This window comes from Amycolatopsis camponoti, assembly GCF_902497555.1.
Taxonomy (GTDB): Bacteria; Actinomycetota; Actinomycetes; order Mycobacteriales; family Pseudonocardiaceae; genus Amycolatopsis; species Amycolatopsis camponoti.
Map to the genome: position 1 here is coordinate 3283011 of NZ_CABVGP010000001.1, position 16730 is coordinate 3299740.

At 72.6% G+C, this 16730-nt stretch carries 17 protein-coding genes; 12 read left to right on the forward strand and 5 right to left on the reverse strand.

Features of this window, described 5'->3' with window-relative positions:
- Positions 1–128 precede the first annotated feature (128 nt).
- The 3 genes from AA23TX_RS15615 (at position 129) to AA23TX_RS15625 (ending at position 3543) form a co-directional block, all read left to right on the forward strand.
- Positions 129–1265 (forward strand): LLM class flavin-dependent oxidoreductase, encoded by a 1137-nt coding sequence (locus AA23TX_RS15615; RefSeq protein WP_155543242.1) that lies wholly within the window; start codon positions 129–131, stop codon positions 1263–1265.
- Positions 1262–2551: an LLM class flavin-dependent oxidoreductase gene (locus tag AA23TX_RS15620; protein WP_155543243.1), complete on the forward strand. Its 1290-nt coding sequence runs from the start codon at positions 1262–1264 to the stop codon at positions 2549–2551. The genes AA23TX_RS15615 and AA23TX_RS15620 overlap by 4 nt, the downstream gene beginning before the upstream one ends.
- A gap of 74 nt (positions 2552–2625) precedes the next feature.
- Positions 2626–3543, forward strand: a complete 918-nt coding sequence (locus AA23TX_RS15625; RefSeq protein ID WP_196425336.1) for an ABC transporter substrate-binding protein — start codon at positions 2626–2628, stop codon at positions 3541–3543.
- Positions 3544–3930: 387 nt separating this feature from the next.
- Here the strand turns inward: AA23TX_RS15625 and AA23TX_RS15630 are convergent, their stop codons facing one another.
- Complete coding sequence (locus AA23TX_RS15630) at positions 3931–4512, reverse strand: TetR/AcrR family transcriptional regulator (RefSeq protein WP_155543244.1); 582 nt, start codon at positions 4510–4512, stop codon at positions 3931–3933.
- 90 nt (positions 4513–4602) lie between these two features.
- Between AA23TX_RS15630 and AA23TX_RS15635 the strand changes: the two genes are divergently transcribed.
- Genes AA23TX_RS15635 through AA23TX_RS15645 form a run of 3 tightly spaced genes read left to right on the forward strand, consistent with a single transcriptional unit; the run spans position 4603 to position 7109 of the window.
- The gene (locus tag AA23TX_RS15635) at positions 4603–6162 is read left to right on the forward strand and encodes an MDR family MFS transporter (protein ID WP_155543245.1); all 1560 of its coding nucleotides are present in this window, start codon (positions 4603–4605) and stop codon (positions 6160–6162) included.
- Between the two features lie 11 nt (positions 6163–6173).
- On the forward strand, positions 6174–6653 hold the full coding sequence (locus tag AA23TX_RS15640) for a universal stress protein (protein ID WP_155543246.1): 480 nt from the start codon (positions 6174–6176) through the stop codon (positions 6651–6653).
- Positions 6654–6710: 57 nt separating this feature from the next.
- Positions 6711–7109, forward strand: a complete 399-nt coding sequence (locus AA23TX_RS15645) for a hypothetical protein (RefSeq protein WP_155543247.1) — start codon at positions 6711–6713, stop codon at positions 7107–7109.
- Here the strand turns inward: AA23TX_RS15645 and AA23TX_RS15650 are convergent.
- Positions 7097–7885: an SDR family NAD(P)-dependent oxidoreductase gene (locus AA23TX_RS15650; RefSeq protein ID WP_155543248.1), complete on the reverse strand. Its 789-nt coding sequence runs from the start codon at positions 7883–7885 to the stop codon at positions 7097–7099. The two genes, AA23TX_RS15645 and AA23TX_RS15650, sit on opposite strands and share 13 nt — an antisense overlap.
- Positions 7882–8739: a helix-turn-helix domain-containing protein gene (locus AA23TX_RS15655; protein ID WP_155543249.1), complete on the reverse strand. Its 858-nt coding sequence runs from the start codon at positions 8737–8739 to the stop codon at positions 7882–7884. The genes AA23TX_RS15650 and AA23TX_RS15655 overlap by 4 nt, the downstream gene beginning before the upstream one ends.
- Positions 8740–8820: 81 nt before the next feature.
- On the opposite strand from AA23TX_RS15655, the gene AA23TX_RS15660 reads away from it, so the two are divergent.
- Positions 8821–9978, forward strand: coding sequence for an FAD-dependent monooxygenase (locus tag AA23TX_RS15660; protein WP_155543250.1), 1158 nt, complete (start codon positions 8821–8823; stop codon positions 9976–9978).
- Positions 9979–10039: 61 nt separating this feature from the next.
- On the opposite strand, the gene AA23TX_RS15665 is transcribed toward AA23TX_RS15660, so the two are convergent.
- On the reverse strand, positions 10040–10513 hold the full coding sequence (locus tag AA23TX_RS15665; protein ID WP_155543251.1) for a MarR family winged helix-turn-helix transcriptional regulator: 474 nt from the start codon (positions 10511–10513) through the stop codon (positions 10040–10042).
- A gap of 91 nt (positions 10514–10604) precedes the next feature.
- Here AA23TX_RS15665 and AA23TX_RS15670 point away from each other — a divergent pair, with 91 nt between their 5' ends.
- The 5 genes from AA23TX_RS15670 (at position 10605) to AA23TX_RS15690 (ending at position 16342) form a co-directional block, all read left to right on the forward strand.
- On the forward strand, positions 10605–11486 hold the full coding sequence (locus AA23TX_RS15670; protein WP_155543252.1) for an AraC family transcriptional regulator: 882 nt from the start codon (positions 10605–10607) through the stop codon (positions 11484–11486).
- Between the two features lie 63 nt (positions 11487–11549).
- On the forward strand, positions 11550–12032 hold the full coding sequence (locus tag AA23TX_RS15675; RefSeq protein ID WP_155543253.1) for a (2Fe-2S)-binding protein: 483 nt from the start codon (positions 11550–11552) through the stop codon (positions 12030–12032).
- Positions 12032–13030 (forward strand): FAD binding domain-containing protein, encoded by a 999-nt coding sequence (locus AA23TX_RS15680; protein WP_155543254.1) that lies wholly within the window; start codon positions 12032–12034, stop codon positions 13028–13030. The genes AA23TX_RS15675 and AA23TX_RS15680 overlap by 1 nt, the downstream gene beginning before the upstream one ends.
- Positions 13027–15198, forward strand: a complete 2172-nt coding sequence (locus AA23TX_RS15685; RefSeq protein ID WP_155543255.1) for a xanthine dehydrogenase family protein molybdopterin-binding subunit — start codon at positions 13027–13029, stop codon at positions 15196–15198. Before AA23TX_RS15680 ends, AA23TX_RS15685 begins: the two co-directional genes overlap by 4 nt.
- Positions 15185–16342, forward strand: a complete 1158-nt coding sequence (locus tag AA23TX_RS15690) for a hypothetical protein (protein ID WP_230862508.1) — start codon at positions 15185–15187, stop codon at positions 16340–16342. Before AA23TX_RS15685 ends, AA23TX_RS15690 begins: the two co-directional genes overlap by 14 nt.
- Here the strand turns inward: AA23TX_RS15690 and AA23TX_RS15695 are convergent.
- Positions 16308–16634, reverse strand: coding sequence for a hypothetical protein (locus tag AA23TX_RS15695; RefSeq protein WP_155543256.1), 327 nt, complete (start codon positions 16632–16634; stop codon positions 16308–16310). The two genes, AA23TX_RS15690 and AA23TX_RS15695, sit on opposite strands and share 35 nt — an antisense overlap.
- Between the last annotated feature and the right edge of the window lie 96 nt (positions 16635–16730).

The window sequence follows — 16730 nt, forward strand, 5'->3', positions numbered from 1 at the left end:
TGTTTCTCGAGAACGTGAGCCGACGGCCGCCGCGCTCACCATGTGGAACGCCGCCATGTCCGGGAATAGCTCCGCGATGATCCGGTTGACCAGGGACGGACCCTCGCGAGCCCGGACGGAGCCACCCGATGAGATTCCAGGTCCTGGACATCCTGCCCCACCTGACCAACCCGGTGACGGGTCGCCGGGTCCGCACCGATGAGCGCTTCGCGCAGGCCCTGACCTCGGCGCGCTACGCCGAGGAGTTCGGGTTCGACGCCGTCGCGCTCGGGGAACGCCACGCGGGCCACTTCCTGAGCAGCGGCGTGACCGTGCTGCTGGGCGCCATCGCCGCGACGACGAGCCGGGTCCGGATCCAGACCGGCGTCGCGGTCCTGTCGGTCCACGACCCGCTGCGGGTGGCGGAGGACTACGCCACGGTCGACCAGCTCTCGCGCGGCCGGCTGGAGCTGGTGATCGGCAAGGGCAACGAGCTGCGCCAGCTGCCGATGTTCGGCATCGCGAACGGCGACCAGTGGGACGCGCTCGCCGAGAAGTACGAGCTGCTGCGGCGGCTCTGGCGCGAGGAGGACGTCACCTGGGAGGGACGCTTCCGCGGCCCGCTGGCCGAGGCGACCAGCCTGCCGCGCCCGTTCGCCGGCGCGCCCCGCGTCTGGCACGGCTCGGCGACCACGCTGACCTCGGCCGAGCTGGCGGCCAGGTGGGGCGATCCGCTCTTTTCGGCCAACGCGATCCAGCCCCGCGACAACTACACCGTGCTGATCGAGCACTACCGCAAGCAGTACGCGGAGCACGGCCACGACCCGCGCTTCGCCTTCGTCGGCGCCGGGGCGGGGTTCCTCTACCTGGCCGACACGACGCAGGAGGCGCGGGAGGCCTTCGGGCCGACGTACGAGAAGATCGTCGAGTTCTTCAACCGGCCCGGCAACCACACACCGGGCAACGCGATGGAGTTCCCGACCATCGACGACGCGATCGCGCGCGGGCCGGTGCTGGTCGGCAGCCCGCAGCAGATCGCCGAGAAGATCCTGTGGTGGCACGAGGCGTTCGGGCACGACCTGCAGTCCTTCAGCCTGCCCACGATGATCCCGCACGAACAGCAGCTCGCCATGCTCGAACGCTTCGCCGCCGAGGTCGTGCCCGTGGTGCGCGCGGCCGCGCCGACGACGCTGTGGACCGACCAGGACCCGTACGGCGGCCGTCCCGCCGTCCACGGGCGCACCGTCGCCGATGCGGCGGGCACCATCGAAGGAGCCGCGCTGTGACCGCAGATTCCCTGCACTTCAACGCTTTCATCTGGCCGAACGGCTACCACGAGTCGGCGTGGCGGGTGGTCGACGACGACGTCCGCGGGGTGCTCGGGCTGCCGTACTACGCGAACATCGCGCGGACCGCCGAGCGCGGCCTGATGGACTCGATCTTCCTGGCCGACAACATCGCCATCGCCGAATACCGCGTGACGCACCTCCCGCAGACCCAGTTCGACCCGATCTCGGTGCTGTCGGCGCTGGCCGCGGTCACCGAGAAGATCGGCCTGATCGGGACGGGGTCGACGACCTACAACAAGCCGTGGGAGCTGGCCCGCCGGTTCGCCACGCTGGACCACCTCAGCGGCGGGCGGGCCGGCTGGAACATCGTCACCACCATCACCCCGCTGGCCGCGGCCAACTTCGGCGACAAGGCCCACCCCGACCACGCCGACCGGTACGAGCGCGCCCACGAGTTCGTCGATGTCGTCACCCGGGCGTGGGACAGCTGGGACGACGACGCGATCGTCGGCGACCGTGAGAACGGCGTCTGGGCCGACCGCGCCAAGCTGCACGCGCCGCGCTTCCACGGCAGGTTCTACGACGTCGAAGGCGTGCTGCCGTTCCCGCGGTCGCCGCAGGGGCACCCGGTGCTCGTCCAGGCGGGACAGTCGGCCGCCGGGATCGGGCTCGCCGCCCGGTACGCCGAGCTGGTGTTCTCCGGGCCGCCGTCGCTCGAAGCCGCCGTGAAGTTCCGCGCCGAGCTGGACGCCCAGGTCGTCGCGGCCGGCCGGGATCCCTCGCGGGTGCGGGTCCTGCCCGCGCTGATGGTGACCCTCGGCGGCACCGAGGCCGAGGCAAAGGCACGGGCACAGCGGCTCGAAGACCTGGCCAGCCCGGAGTTCCGCTGGCAGAACGCGCTGTACACGGCCGGTCTCGACCCGGACGCGTTCGACCCGGACGCCCCGCTGCCCGCCGAGCTGCGGGCCGGGGGCGGGTCTTCCCGGCTGCAGCAGCTCGCCGCGGCGGCGCGGGAGCGTCCGGACGCCCCGTTGCGCGAGATCGCGGGCCGGATCACCGGGGGAGCGGGGCAGGTGCACTTCGTGGGCACGCCCGAGCAGCTCGCCGACCACGTGCTCACCTGGCAGGACGCCGGCGCGGTCGACGGGTTCACCATCATGGGATCGACGCTGCCCTACGAGCTGGCCGCGTTCGTCGAGCACGTGGTGCCGATCCTGCAGCGCAAGGGCCGGTACCGCACCGAATACGCGGGCTCGACGCTGCGTGAGCACCTCGCGTCGTGATCCCAGCATGTGGTTTTTGTCGGTGGGGCTGGTTAGGGTCCTGCTCGTCCGATCTTGACTGAGGAGTGTGGGACGTGGGCTGGACCCGGAACATCCGAGTGGCCGCGCTGGTGGCGGTGGCCGCTCTGGGCCTGACAGCGTGCGGCGGCGGGGACGACAAGCCCGCCGCGGCGGGCAAGGGCGGGGCGCCGATCGTCGTCGCGTCCTTCAACTTCACCGACAGCCAGATCCTGGCCGAGATCTACGCCCAGGCGCTGGAAGCGAAGGGCTACCCGGTGACGCGCAAGCTGAACCTGGGCTCGCGGGAGCTGATCTACCCGTCGCTGAAGTCCGGTGAGCTGCAGTTCATCCCGGAGTACCAGGGCTCGGCGATCGCCGCCGGGTTCGGCGCGGACCCGGTGAAGGACGCCAAGGGCGAGCACGAGCAGCTGGCGAAGCTGCTCGAGCCCAGCGGCGTCTCGCTGCTGGACTACGCCGCGGCCGAAGACAAGAACACCTACATCGTGAAGGCCGACCTGGCGCAGTCGAAGGGCCTCGCGACCATCGGCGACCTGAAGAAGCTCGACAAGGTCGTCCTGGCCGGCGGCCCGGAGTGCGAGAAGCGGCTGACGTGCTTCAAGGGATTCACGGACGTCTACAAGCTGACGAACGCGACGTTCCAGACGGTCCAGGAGCTCGGGCCGCGGGTGCAGCAGCTCGACTCCGGCGCGGTCACGGTCATCCCGGTCGACTCGGTGAGCCCGCTGGCCGGTGACCCGAAGTACGTCGCGCTGAAGGACGACCTGTCGATGGTGCCGACCGAGAACGTGGTCCCGGCGGTGACGAAGAAGGTGCTCGACGAGCGCGGTGCGGACTTCGCGGCCGCGGTCAACGCGGTGAGCGCGAAGCTCACGACGGAGGGGATGCGCGACCTGAACAAGAAGGTCGACTCGGACGGTGAGAAGGCCGCGGACGTGGCGAAGGACTGGCTGTCGCAGCAGGGCCTGGCGTGATTCCGTCGCGGCGGGTGCGGGTTCCGGCTCGTCCCCGCCGCGACGCCGCCAGCCGGATACCTGGCGCCTCCCAGATGGACTAGGCGAAGAAGGATCGGCTGCGCGGTGCCTGGCATGAGCTGGGCGAACGAGCACCGCGCCCGCCTCCTCGGTCCCGGATCGTCCAGTTCTCCATCGCCAAGCCGGGCGCGAGCGCCGTGGACATGAACGCCGCGCTCGTGCGCCGGCCGTTGCGCGCGAGCCCGTTGATCGAAAGCTGTCCGGGGGCCCGGGTTGCGGAGGCGTCGAAGGCGATCCGCTCGTAGGCAGGTCGGCTGCGCGGCGTTGAGTGCGACCGCGCGCGGGAGCCGTTCCTGGTCGGGCGTCGCCTACGCGGCCTCCGGCGGGTCAGCGGAAGTCGACGCGGCCCAGCAACTCGTCGATGAGGTCGGGCAGCGGCCGCTCCGCCGAATCCTCCAGCCACAGCACGCTCGCGGTCCGCACCGCCGCCAGGAACGTCGCCGTCATGAGGCGGGCCAACGGCTCGTCGAGGTCGTGGCCGCGGGCGACCAGCACCGCGGCCAGGTCGCGCTCCAACGTGATCTGGTCGCCGGCCTGCTGTGCCAGCAGGGACGGGTGCCGCCGCAGCAACCGCAGCTGCGCCACCCACTCGCGGTCCGGGACCGCCCGGCCGTGGTACAGCTCGCGGCTCGCCGTCCGCAGTGCCTGCCACGGCCTCTCGCCGGCCGGCCGGCCGGAGACCAGGGACACCAGCACGCCCGTCCGTTCGCGGTCGGCGTGCAGGATCGCGTCTTCCTTGTTCGTGAAGTAGTTCGAGAACGTCCGGCGGGACACGCCCACCGCGTCGGCGATGTCCTCGACCGTCACGCCGTCCAGCCCGCGCTCCATCGCCAGGCGCAGCGCGGCCTCGTGCAACGACTGCCGCGTCGCCGCCTTCTTGCGGGTGCGGAGCGTGTCGAGGGTGTCCATGCGACCCAGCGTAGCGACCGGAGCGTAAATTGCCCATTGTGCAAGTTTGCCCAGTGAGCAATGATGGTCCGGAACGTGCGAAGGGATCCCATGAAGTCCGAAACAACCGGCTCGTCCGGGTCGATGCGGCACCGCGAGGTGCTCGAGTCGCTGTCCGGGCTGCTGCTCGCGCTGTTCGTGGCCATGATCAGCTCGACCGTCGTCTCGACGTCGCTGCCGCTGATCATCGGCTCGCTGAACGGCTCGCAGACGCAGTACACCTGGGTCGTCACGGCGACGCTGCTGGCCGCCACGGCCACCACCCCGATCTGGGGCAAGCTCGCCGACCTGTTCAACAAGAAGACGCTGGTCCAGGTCGCGATCGTGATCTTCGTGGCCGGGTCGATGATCAGCGGCTTCAGCCAGGACACCGGCCAGCTGATCGCCGCGCGGGCGTTCCAGGGCATCGGCGTCGGCGGCCTGCAGGCACTCGTCCAGGTCGTGATCGCCGCGATCATCCCGCCGCGGGAACGCGGCCGGTACAACGGCTACCTCGGCGCCGTCATGGCCGTGGCGACCGTCGGCGGACCGCTGCTGGGTGGCCTGATCGTCGACGTCCCGTGGCTGGGCTGGCGCTGGTGCTTCTTCGTCGGCGTGCCGATCGCGGTCCTCGCGTTCGTCGTGCTGCAGCGCACGCTGAAGCTGGAGACCGTGCGCCGGGAGAACGTCCGCGTCGACTACGTCGGCGCCGGCCTCATCGCCGCCGGCGTGAGCGTCCTGCTGATCTGGGTGTCGTTCGTGGGCAACACGTTCGACTGGCTGTCATGGCAGACCGCCGTCATGGTCGCGGCCGGGATCTTGCTGCTCGCCGTCGCGGTGGTGGTGGAGAAGAAGGTCCGCGAACCCGTGGTGCCGCTGCACATCGTCGTCCAGCGCACGCCCGCGCTGGCCATCATCGCGAGCCTCGCGGTGGGCATGGCGATGTTCGGCGGCGCGGTGTTCCTCGGCCAGTACTTCCAGATCGGCCGCGGCTACACGCCGACCGAAGCCGGCCTGCTGACCATGCCGATGATGGCGGGCGTGCTCGTGTCCTCGACGGTGTCCGGCCGCCTGATCAGCCGCACCGGGAAGATCAAGCCGTACATCGTTTCCGGGGCCGTGATCCTGGTGCTCGGCTTCCTCGGGCTCGGCATGGTCGACCACGCCACACCGCTGTGGATCGTCGGCGTCGCGATGGCCGTCGTCGGCATCGGCGTCGGCATGACGATGCAGAACCTCGTGCTCGCGGTGCAGAACGACGTCCCGCTGCGCGACCTCGGCTCGGCGAGCGCGTCGGTGACGTTCTTCCGGTCGCTCGGCGGCACGATCGGCGTCTCGGTGCTCGGGGCGGTGCTCGCCAACCGCGTCTCGGCCGACCTGGCCGCGGCGCTGCACGTCCCGGCGGGACAGGCGTCGACCGGCGGGGTCAGCGCGCTGAACCTCAAGGCGCTCCCGCCGCAGGTCCAAGCGGTCGTGCACACGGTCTACGGCGACGCGACCGCGCACATCTTCCTGATCTCCGCGGCGGTGGCCGTCGTCGGGGTGATCGCGGCGCTGTTCCTGAAGCCGATCACCCTGCGCACCACCATCGACGTGGTGGAGCAGGCGGACGAGCCCGCGGTCGTGGGATAGGGGAGACGACGATGGGCGGCCCCGGTGCCTACGAGTCCACTGTGGAGCGGTTCGGCCCGCGCCGGGAAGTCCCCGGGCAGGCCATCCTCGCCGGGATCGACGGCACGGACACGGCCATGCGGGCGGCGGCGTTCGCGTTCGGCATGGCCCGGCGCCAGAGCAGCCGGCTCATCGTCGTCTTCGTGGCCTGCCCGGCACCGCTGGCCCCGCTCCGGCCGGCGGTGGCCACGGTCCTGGAACATGACACGGCGACGCACCTGTACGCCGAGCTGCGTGACCAGATGCGGGAGGCGGCCGAGGAACTGCGGGTGCCGGTGGCGCTGGTCAAGACCTACGGCGACCCGTACACGGCCTTGCGCGACACGGCCGACCGCTGCCAGGCGGACACGGTCGTGGTGGGCGCGTCCCAGAAGGCGGGTCACCGCTTCGCGGGCTCCGTGGCGACGAAGCTCATCAGGGCGGGTCACTGGCCGGTGCTCGTGGTTCCCTGAGCAGAAAGAACCGTTCGAGTGACAGGGAAAACCGCGCCCCGGCGCTAGCCTCGAACCATGAAACGATCTTGGGGAGTGCTGGCCGCCGTCCTGCTGGCGCTGGTGTCGGCGGTGGTCCCGGCCGCCGCGTCGACCCGCTCGGACGTCTTCTGCCGCGGCAACGCGGTGGGGTTCCCGGGGAAGTGGGGCGCGGTGTCGAAATCGTGCAGCTTCACCAGCCCGCCGCAGTGGCGCGGGTACCTCGAGGTCACCTGGTTCGTGGAGGCGGGCACGCAGCAGCGCGGCTGCGTGGACGGCCGGATGGCCAGCGTGCACCAGCAACGTCCGTGGCAGTCGCTGGGCTGTGGCAAGGGGGCCACCGGGCGGGTGGACTGGCCCGCGAACACGTTGTCGCTCCTGGAGATCCGGGTCAAGAGCTACAACATCGGGCTCGCCGAGGTCACCTACGAGATCTGACCGCCCCGGTAGCGCGCGGCGAGTTCCGGGCTCTGGCCACCGAAAGCGGCCAGCTCGGCCCGGAACACCGCGTCCAGCAGACCCGTGTCCTCGACGCCGGGAGCGCAGACGACCTCGCCCAGCTCCAGGCCGCGCAGGGAAGCGGACACGACGTCGGCCGCGCTCATCCGCGGGATCGCGCTGAGGTCCATGCCTTGGCGCTCGTGGAACTCCGTCGCGACCACGCCGGGGCACACCACCTGGACGCGGACGCCGGTGCCTTCCAGCTCGGCGCTCAGCGTCTGCGACAGCGTGACCAGGTGGGCGAGCGAGCCCGCGTAGACCGCGCGCCGCGGCATCTGGGCGTGGGGCGCGGGTCCACTGAACGCGATCATGCCGGCCACGTTGACGATCGTGCCCCGGCCGCGTTCCCGCATGCCCGGGACAGCCGCGCGGGCGAGCATCGTCGGGGCGAGGACCTTGACCTTGACCAGTTCGCGGGCCTGGGCGGCGGGCAGGTCGGCCAGCGGCATGTAGTGCGCGACGCCCGCGTTGTTCACCAGCAGGTCGAGGGGCTCGGTGGCGGCGATCTCCGCGACGGCGTCGATGCCTTCGTCGCTGGAGAGGTCGGCCGCCACGACGCGGACCTTGACTTCGGTGTGGGCGGCGGCGAACTCGTCGAGGCGCTCCTGGCGCCGGCCGACGATCACCAGGTCGTGGCCGTCGGCGGCGAGGCGTTCGGCGAACGCCTGCCCGATACCGGACGTGGCGCCGGTGACGAGGGCGAGCTTGCTCATGCGTGGTTGTCCTGTTCGGTCGTGGTGCGGGTGGCCGGAGGCAGCGCGGCGGAGCCCAGGAGAGCCAGCTTGTCCGCGGCGTCCGTGCCGGGGTCGGGGTGGTAGACGGCGAGCACGAGCCCCGGAGCCTCGCTGACGAGGAGCTTTTCCCGGTTCAGCACCAGTTCGCCGACCACCGGGTGGTCGAACCGCACGGTCGCGCCCCGCCGGTTCGCGACGTCGTGGCGGGCCCACAGCTCCCGGAACCGGGGGCTGGCCAGCGAAAGCTCGCCGACCAGCTCGATGAACCGGGGGTCGGTGGTCTCGGTGCCCACGGACTGGCGGAAGCCGGCGACCAGGCCGCGCGTGGCGAGCTCCCAGTCCGGGAAGAGCGCCTGCTCGGCCGGGTCGAGGAAGACGTCCCGCAGCCGGTTGGCGCCGGCCACGAGCCGGGGCGAGATCGCCGCGGCGAGCGGGTTGGCCGCGAGCACGTCGAGGTAGCGGCCCTCGACGAACGCGGGCAGCGACAGCGCCGCCAGGAACTTGACGATGCCCGGCGGGACCGTCTCCTTGCGACGCCGGCGCGGGCGGCGGGGCTTCGGGTCGGCGAGGCCGATGAGGTACGCCGTGGTGTCGTCGTCGAGCTGCAGCACGCGGGCCAGGGATTCGAGGACCGAACGCGACGGGTTGCGGTCGCGGCCCTGTTCGAGGCGCAGGTAGTAGTCGGCGCTGATGCCGGCCAGCATCGCGACCTCTTCCCGGCGCAGGCCCGGCACCCGCCGCACGCCGGCGACCGGGAGGCCCGCTTGGGCGGGGGTGAGCAGCTCACGGCGGGCGCGCAGGTGGTCGCCCAGGAGGTTCGGCTCGTCGGTCATGCCTCGACTGTAGGTCGCGCCGGTCGCCGGCGCCTGGTCCTGTCACTCCCAGGAGCGCGAGGGCCGCCGTATCCTCGCGGGATGCGCAGCGCACCCGAAATCGCCGTGCTCGGAGGCGGGATCGGCGGTCTCGCCACCGCCGCCTTCCTGGGCCGGGCCGGGCTCGGGTCCACTGTGTACGAACAGGCGCGGGAGCTCGGAGAGGTGGGTGCCGGGCTGGTGGCCGCGCCGAACCTGGCGCGGCTGCTGCGTGAGCTGGACGCCTTGCCCGCCGAAGCGGTGCCTCTCGACATCGGCTGGGAGTTCCGCCGGTGGCAGGACGGGACCGTGCTTTCGAGCGAGGACCTCCGCGAGTCGTGCCAGGCGTTGTACGGCGAGCGCACGTACACCGTCCACCGGGCCGACCTGCTCGCCGCGCTCGCCTCGGCGGTGCCGGCCGGGACGGTCCGCCTCGGCAAGCGCTGCGTGTCGATCGAGGTCGGCTCGCGCGTGGCCCTGCGTTTCGACGACGGCTCCCGCGCCGAAGCCGACGTCGTCATCGGTGCGGACGGCGTGCATTCGGTGGTGCGCGCGGCGTTCGTCGAGTCGGCGGCGCCGGTGTACTCGGGGATCTGCGCGTTCCGGTCGCTGGTCCCGGCCGCTCTCGCGCCGTCGGCAGCCCGGCGGCGCGCGCAGACGTTGTGGATCGGGCCGGGCCACCACCTGGTGCACTACCCGGTCTCCGGCGGGAAGCTGGTCAACCTGGTGGCTTTCGCGCCCGCGGGCGGCTTCTCGGTCGAGTCCTGGACGGCGACGGCGACCGTCGAGGAGTTCCTGGCGGAGTTCGAAGGGTGGGACGCGCGGCTGCTCGACCTGATCCGCGCGGGCGGGACGCCGGGACGCTGGGCGCTGCTGGACCGCGCCCCGCTCGAGCGCTGGAGCCACGGCCCGGTGACGCTCCTCGGCGACGCGGCGCACCCGATGTTCCCGTTCTTCGGCCAGGGCGCGGCGCAGTCGGTGGAGGACGCGGCGGTACTGGCCCGGTGCTTGGCGTCCACCGGACCCGAGGAGGCGTTGCAGCGCTACGAGAAGCTGCGAAAGCCCCGCACGACGCGCTTGCAGGAAGCGAGCCACGCCCGCGCGCACGTGAACCACCTGCCGGACGGCCCGGAGCAGGAGTCGCGCGACGCGGCGTTCGCGGCGGGGGATCCGTTGCGGGACAACGGCTGGATCTACGGCTACGACGCTCTCCGGCCGTGAACCGGCCCGGGACTGTCGGTGCTCTCCGGTAGCGTGGAAAACGGGGGCTGCTCACCGCGGATCACCCGGGCGAGCCACCGTGGTCCCCGGAATCCCGCATCCGGCGGTTGGCCTCACCCAGCCCGTCGGCCACCGCCCGCAACTGCTCCGGCGTCAACACATCCACCAGCAACTCCCGCACCAGATCGACCTGCCCCGGCGCCGCCCGGTCCAGCCGGGCCGAGCCCTCCTCCGTGAGGACCGCGTACACCGCCCGCACGTCGCTCGGGCACGTCCGCCGCCGGACCAGGCCCGCCTGCTCCAGCTGGCCGATCTGGTACGTCACCCCGCTCTTGGACCCGACGACCGCGCAGGCCAGCTCGGTCATCCGCAGCTCCCGCTCCGGGGCCGCCGCCAGCCGCGCCAGGATCTCGTACTGCAGGTGGGACACTCCCGCGTCGCGCTTGAGCCGGTGGTCCATGCGCTGGTGCAGCAGGGCGTACGTCGTGCGCAGCGCCGTCCACGCCCGCTGCTCCTCGGTGCTCAACCGGCCCATGGTCCCCAGCTTAGTTCAAATTCGAACCCTCCGAAGAGCGCCTGTTAGTGTCGACACGTCGGTATCCGGCCGGAGTCCACCGGGGAGTCGCGTGTCCGAGGCGTTGACCTTCGATCCCGGGGCCGCTGCCCGCTTGCGGCTGTGCAGCCGCCGGGACAACGGCTGGTCCGCCGTGCTCGTGCGGCTGCTGGACAACGCCGAGGAAGCCGAGCTCGACCTGCCGCCCGTCGACGACCAGACGATCGTCTTGGTCAGCCAGGGGAGCACGACGATCGAGTCGCGGCACGGCGCGCACTGGCGGCGCGCGGACTACCGGCCCGGCTCGATCGGCCTGACCGCGCCCGGGAATCCGACGCGGATCCGCTGGTGCGGAACGGATCGACTGCAGACGACGCACGTGCACCTTCCCGGTGCTCTGGTCGACCGCACCGCCCTCGACCTCTGGGGGCGCGACGCCACCCGGCTCGGCCTGCCGGACGCGCTCGCCGTCGAAGACCCCGTGCTCGCCTCCGTCCTGACCGCGCTCAAGGCCGCCGCCCTCGCCGGGGCCGACGAGCTCTACGCCGAGTCGGCGGCCGCGTTCCTGGCAGTCCACCTGCTGACCCGCCACGCCGAGGCGCCGAGACCGCGAGCGCTCGGACGCGACGAGCTGCGGACGCGGCGGGCGGTGCAGTTCATCCGGGAGAACCACCACCTCCCGCTGACCCTCGGGGACATGGCGGCCGCGGCCGAGCTGAGCCCGTTCCACTTCCTGCGCGTCTTCAAGACGGCGACCGGCCAGACGCCGTACCGGTTCCTGACGCGCGTGCGGGTCGAACGCGCCTGCCGGCACCTGGAACGCGGCGAACTCTCGGTCACGGAAATCGCGCAGACGTGCGGATTCGCGACGCCGTCCCGGTTCGCTTCGGCGTTCCGGGCGCAGATCGGGCTCTCGCCTTCCGGCTACCGGGCCACGGTGCGGCACCAGCAATAAACGACGGCCCCGGCAGCAACCACGGGAAAGCGGCACCACCCCGCGCGGGGTTAGCGTCGCCGCGTGTCCACTCCAGAAACCACCGTCGAAGCGACCGTGAACGGCGAGGCCGTCCGGCTCGAGCTGGATCCGCGGGAGTCGCTGCTCGACGTGCTGCGGGAACGGCTCGGCCTCACCGGCACCAAGAAGGGCTGCGACCAGGGCCACTGCGGCGCCTGCACCGTGCACCTCAATGGGCGGCGCGTGGTCTCCTGCCTGACCCCCGCCGTGCAGGCCGCCGGGCTGACTGTCACCACCATCGAGGGCGTCGCCGGCCCCGGCGGCGCGCTGCACCCGCTGCAGCAGGCCTTCGTCGACCACGACGCGCTGCAGTGCGGCTACTGCACGCCCGGCCAGATCATGTCCGGTCTCGCCTGCATCGCCGAGGGCCACACGGCCGACGACGACCAGATCCGCGAATACCTGAGCGGCAACCTCTGCCGCTGCGGCGCCTACGCCGGCATCGTCGCCGCCGTCCGGCAGGCCGCCGAAGCAAAGGAGGGCTGATGCGTTCCTTCGCCTACGTCGCGCCCGGCACCCTCGCCGACGCCGTCGACGCCCTCCGCGACGCCGCGCCCGGCACCAAGGTCCTCGCCGGCGGCACGACGCTCTACGACCTCATGAAGCTCGGCATCGAGACCCCGCCCGCCGTCGTCGACGTGCACCGGCTGCCCGAGCTGGCCACCATCGAGACCCGCCCGGACGAGCTGGTCTTCGGCGCCGGCGCCCGGATGGCCGACGTCGCCGACCATCCGGTCGTCCGCGACGAGTACCCGGCCCTGTCCGAGTCGCTCTGGCGGGCCGCGTCCCAGCAGCTGCGCAACATGGCCAGCGTCGGCGGGAACCTGTTGCAGCGCACCCGCTGCGGCTACTTCCGCGGCGGCCCGGAGTTCCCCTGCAACAAGCGCGAACCCGGCAGTGGCTGCGCCGCGAGAGAAGGCCACGACCGCACCCACGCGCTGCTCGGCACGAGCGACGCGTGCATCGCGACCTACCCCGGCGACTGGGCGATCGCGCTGCTCGCCTTCGACGCGGTCGTCGACGTCGTCGGGCCCCGCGGGGAGCGCACGGTTTCCCTGGCGGAGCTGCACGTCGAACCGGGGGACGACCCGACGCGCGAGCACACCCTCGACCCCGGTGAGCTGATCCTGCGCATCCGCGTCCCCGTGACGCCCGCCGGTCGCGGCTCCACCTACCTGAAGATCCGCGACCGCGAGTCCTACGCCTTCGCGCTCGCCTCGGCCGCGGTCGCGGTGACCGTCGAGGACGGCGTGGTCGGGGACTGCCGGATCGCGCTCGGCGGCGTCGCCACCCGGCCGTGGCGGGCCGAAGACGCCGAACGGACCCTGCGGGGAGCACCGTTGACGCCCGAAGCCGCCCGCCACGCCGGGGAAGTCGCGTTCGCCGGCGCGCGGCCGGGCACCCACAACGGATTCCGGGTCGAGCTGGGCATCCGCACCGTCGCCGACGCCGTGCTCATGGCCGGGGAGAGGGCCGCACGATGACCGACACGCGCCGTGTGGACGCCTACGAAAAGGTGACCGGCAAAGCCGCCTACGGGACCGACCGCGTTCCCGAGGGCGTCGCCTACGCGACCCTCGCCGTGGCCCGCATCGGCCGCGGCCGGGTGTCCCATGTGGACACCACGGCGGCGGAGGCCGTGCCGGGCGTCCTGCTCGCCGTCACCCGTTTCGACGCCGACGAGCTGCGCGGCGCCGGGTTCATCATGGGCGGCGGGTTCTCCTTCCAGAGCCTGCAGCCGCTGCTGGACGACCACATCGCCTACCGCGGCCAGCCGATCGCCCTCGTCGTCGCGGAGACGCTGGTCGCCGCGACCGAGGCGGCCGAGCTCGTCACGGCCGAGTACGACACCGAGGCGTTCGCGGTCCACCTCGACGCGGAGGGCGCGACCACCCTCGTCCAAGAAGAAGCGATTCCGCTGCCGTTCCTGGCCGACATCAAGGTCGGCGACGCCGACGCGGCGGTCGACGCGAGCCCGGTCCGGATCGACAGCACCTACGAGTACGCGGCGCAGCACGCCGTGCCGATGGAGCTGAACGGCGCCGTCGTCGAGTGGCGGGGCGACACGCTCGTCGTGCACGAAGGCACCCAGAACGCGGCCGCCCTCCGGCACGGGCTCGCCGAACAGCTGGGCATCGACGCGGCGGACATCGAGGTGCGCTCGCCGTACGTCGGTGGCGGCTTCGGCCAGAAGAACTCGCTGCAGCCCCACCTCGGCCCGCTCGCCCTGGTGGCGCGGCGGCTCGGCCGGCCGGTCAAGCTCGTGCTGGCCCGGACCCAGACGTTCCACAACGGGAGCTTCCGCCCGGCCACCCGCCACCGCGTCCGCCTCGGCGCGGACGCGTCCGGCAAGATCCTCGCCGCCGTCCACGAGGTCGACCAGCAGACGTCCCGGCACGACCTGTTCCCGGCGATGCACACCGAGATCACGTCGCGGCTCTACGGCTTCCCGGCGTTCCGCGGCCGGCACCGGCTCGTGCAGACCGACGTCCAGACGCCGGGGTACATGCGGGCGCCGTTCGAAAGCTCGGCGGCCTTCGCTTTCGAGTCGGCCGTCGACGAGCTGGCGTACGCCACCGGCCGGGACCCGGTCGCGCTGCGGCTGGCCAACGACACGATGACCGACCCGGTCACCGGGCGGCCGTTCTCCACCCGGTTCCTCGCCGAATGCCTCCGCCGCGGCGCCGAAGAGTTCGGCTGGGCGGACCGGAACCCGGAGCCTCGCTCGATGCGCGCCGACGACGGGTCGCTGATCGGCTGGGGTGTGGCCGCGGGCACCTACCCGGGCAGCATCGTGCCCGCCGTCGCGCACCTGACCGCCGGCGCGGACGGGCGCGTGACCGTCGGCGTCGACGGCCACGAAATGGGCCAGGGCATCCGTTCGGCGGTCGCGCTGCTCGTGTCCAGGGACCTCGGTATCCCGGTGCGCGACGTCGAAGTGCGCGTCGGCGACACCCGGTTCGCGGCGCAGCACCTCACCGCGGGGTCATGGGGGACGGCGTCCGCCCTGCCGGCCGTCCACTCCGGGCTGCGGGAGCTGCGCAAGCACCTGAACGCCGCCGGCACCGGTGACGTCGACGTCGCCGCGGCCGTCGAGCGCGCCGGGCGCCCGGTCGAGGCCGAGGCCGGCGCGCTCGGCCCCGGCCAGCCGCCCGAGGCGCTCGACCAGGCGAAATCCGGGCACCTGGCCATCTCCGGCCCGGTGTTCCCCGAGTTCAGCACGTTCAGCTGGGTCGCCCACTTCGTCGAGGTCCGCGTGGAGCCGACGACGTGCCGGATCCGCGTGCCGCGCGTGGTCAGCGTCGTCGACTGCGGCCGGGTGGCCAGCCCGGTGACCGCGGCGAGCCAGGTGCGCGGCGGCGTGGTGTGGGGCATCGGCGGCGCGCTGCGCGAGGAAAGCCTGGCCGACGACCGGTTCGGCGGCTTCCTCAACGCGACGCTCGAGGAGTACCCGATCATGGTCAACGCCGACGTCCACCGCATCGACGTCGGGTTCGTGGACGAGCCGGACCTGCTGTTCAACCCGGTCGGGGTGAAGGGGCTCGGCGAGGTCGCGATGGTCGGCGTCGCGGCGGCCGTGGCGAACGCCGTCCACCACGCGACCGGGAAGCGTCACCACCGGCTGCCGATCCGCCTCGATGACGTCCTCTAGGCAGCTCGCGGACGATCGCCCGGCGGTCGGCAAGCCGGACGCGCTCACGCCCGAGGCCTTGGCCGATGCCCGGCGCAACCAGCCTCGCCGGGCGCTCGTCGGGCTGGCGTTCGTCCTGCCGGTGGCCGCGCTGCTCGCGGTGGGCGCGGGCGGCCCGGCCCGCTCGCTGGAGGTGCTCGGGCCGCCGGTGACGTTCGCGCTGCCGATCGTCGCGATGATCGCGTTCTGGTGGGAGGACTGGCCGGGCAGCCTGCTGCGCGGCGGCTGGTCCGGCCTGTCCGACACGGCGCTCGTCGTGGCCGGGGGAGCGGCGCTGACGCTGCTCGGCCGGGCCGTCACCGGGACGGCGGCGGTGCCCCTGGCCGCGGGCATCTTCACGCTGATGCTCCAGCTGACGCTGGTCGGGGAGGGTTGGCCACTGCGGGGACGCGGCACGCACTGGCCCGGCGTCGCGGCCCTGGCGGTGTGCTGGGTCGCGGGACTGGCGGTGTACCTCGGCCTCGTCCGGACCGGCCTGGTGCCGGGCGAGGACTACGGCGCGTGGTTCGCGGTGCTCGGTGCCTGGCAGATGGTCTGGTACGTGGCGTTGCGCGGCTGGCCGTTCGCCCGGATCCGGCGCCGCGCGGTCCGGCTGGCGATGGCGCACAGTGCGGTCCTCGCCTGCGCTGCCATCACGTACGCGCCGGCGCCGCCGGATCGGCTCGCGCCGGTCTCGGGGGCGGCCATCGCGTCGGTGCTCGTCGTCGCGATGCTGTTCGAGGCGTGGCCGGCGATCCGGCTGACCCCGCTGCCGGGCCGCAGCCTGGTGCTGGTGCTGGTGGCGGTGCTGACCGCGGTGCTGGCGGCCGGATTGCCGCTGCTCGCGCGCTGGGCCGGGGTGCCGGAGTCACTGGTCGCGGGGTGGACCACCCACACGACGTTGAACGCGCTCAGCCTCGCGGTGATCCTGCACGTGGCGGTCTGGCGGCGGTGGCGGCCCGCGCTGGCTCAGAGCCGTGACGCGGCGGTCGCGAGCTCCTCGGTGATCTTCTGCAGCAGCTCGGCAGCGGCGTCGCCGAGCGCTTCGAGGTCGGCGAGAGTCGTCTCCGGGGTCTCCACGGCCTGGGTCTTCACTGGGCGTCCTCGAAGGCTTCGTGACGGGTGATGAGGGCTTCGGCGAAGGCGGCGTGCACGCGGAGGTACTCGTCGAGGCCCACCGCGGTCTCCGCCCACGCGTGCCACCGGACGTGGGCCTCGGCGACGTCGACGTTCGCCGCGGCGGCCACCGTCGCGGGGCCGGTGCCGGCGAGGATCGCGTGGTGCATCAGCGACGGCGACGAGGTCCGGGCGAGCTCCGCGAGCGCGGCCAGCCGGGTCAGCTCGGCGAGCGCATCCGGCGCGACCGGTCGGCGGCGCGGTGCGGGGACGGGGCGGGCGTTCTCGAGAACGCTGGTCATCAAACGACTCCTGCACGGAAGAAGCTGAAGATCCTGGACGGCGGTCGGTTACCCCGCCTCATCCATGCCAAACGCGCGCGCTGGTGATCTCCATCT

What these genes read in the sequence shown, in the direction of transcription:
- AA23TX_RS15650 (WP_155543248.1), bottom strand. Translation starts at nt 7,885, where the DNA reads ATGAGCAAGCTCGCCCTCGTCACCGGCGCCACGTCCGGTATCGGGCAG.
- AA23TX_RS15695 (WP_155543256.1), bottom strand. Translation starts at nt 16,634, where the DNA reads ATGACCAGCGTTCTCGAGAACGCCCGCCCCGTCCCCGCACCGCGCCGC.
- AA23TX_RS15615 (WP_155543242.1), top strand. Translation starts at nt 129, where the DNA reads ATGAGATTCCAGGTCCTGGACATCCTGCCCCACCTGACCAACCCGGTG.
- AA23TX_RS15690 (WP_230862508.1), top strand. Translation starts at nt 15,185, where the DNA reads ATGACGTCCTCTAGGCAGCTCGCGGACGATCGCCCGGCGGTCGGCAAG.
- AA23TX_RS15645 (WP_155543247.1), top strand. Translation starts at nt 6,711, where the DNA reads ATGAAACGATCTTGGGGAGTGCTGGCCGCCGTCCTGCTGGCGCTGGTG.
- AA23TX_RS15655 (WP_155543249.1), bottom strand. Translation starts at nt 8,739, where the DNA reads ATGACCGACGAGCCGAACCTCCTGGGCGACCACCTGCGCGCCCGCCGT.
- AA23TX_RS15680 (WP_155543254.1), top strand. Translation starts at nt 12,032, where the DNA reads ATGCGTTCCTTCGCCTACGTCGCGCCCGGCACCCTCGCCGACGCCGTC.
- AA23TX_RS15665 (WP_155543251.1), bottom strand. Translation starts at nt 10,513, where the DNA reads ATGGGCCGGTTGAGCACCGAGGAGCAGCGGGCGTGGACGGCGCTGCGC.
- AA23TX_RS15630 (WP_155543244.1), bottom strand. Translation starts at nt 4,512, where the DNA reads ATGGACACCCTCGACACGCTCCGCACCCGCAAGAAGGCGGCGACGCGG.
- AA23TX_RS15635 (WP_155543245.1), top strand. Translation starts at nt 4,603, where the DNA reads ATGAAGTCCGAAACAACCGGCTCGTCCGGGTCGATGCGGCACCGCGAG.
- AA23TX_RS15660 (WP_155543250.1), top strand. Translation starts at nt 8,821, where the DNA reads ATGCGCAGCGCACCCGAAATCGCCGTGCTCGGAGGCGGGATCGGCGGT.
- AA23TX_RS15640 (WP_155543246.1), top strand. Translation starts at nt 6,174, where the DNA reads ATGGGCGGCCCCGGTGCCTACGAGTCCACTGTGGAGCGGTTCGGCCCG.
- AA23TX_RS15685 (WP_155543255.1), top strand. Translation starts at nt 13,027, where the DNA reads ATGACCGACACGCGCCGTGTGGACGCCTACGAAAAGGTGACCGGCAAA.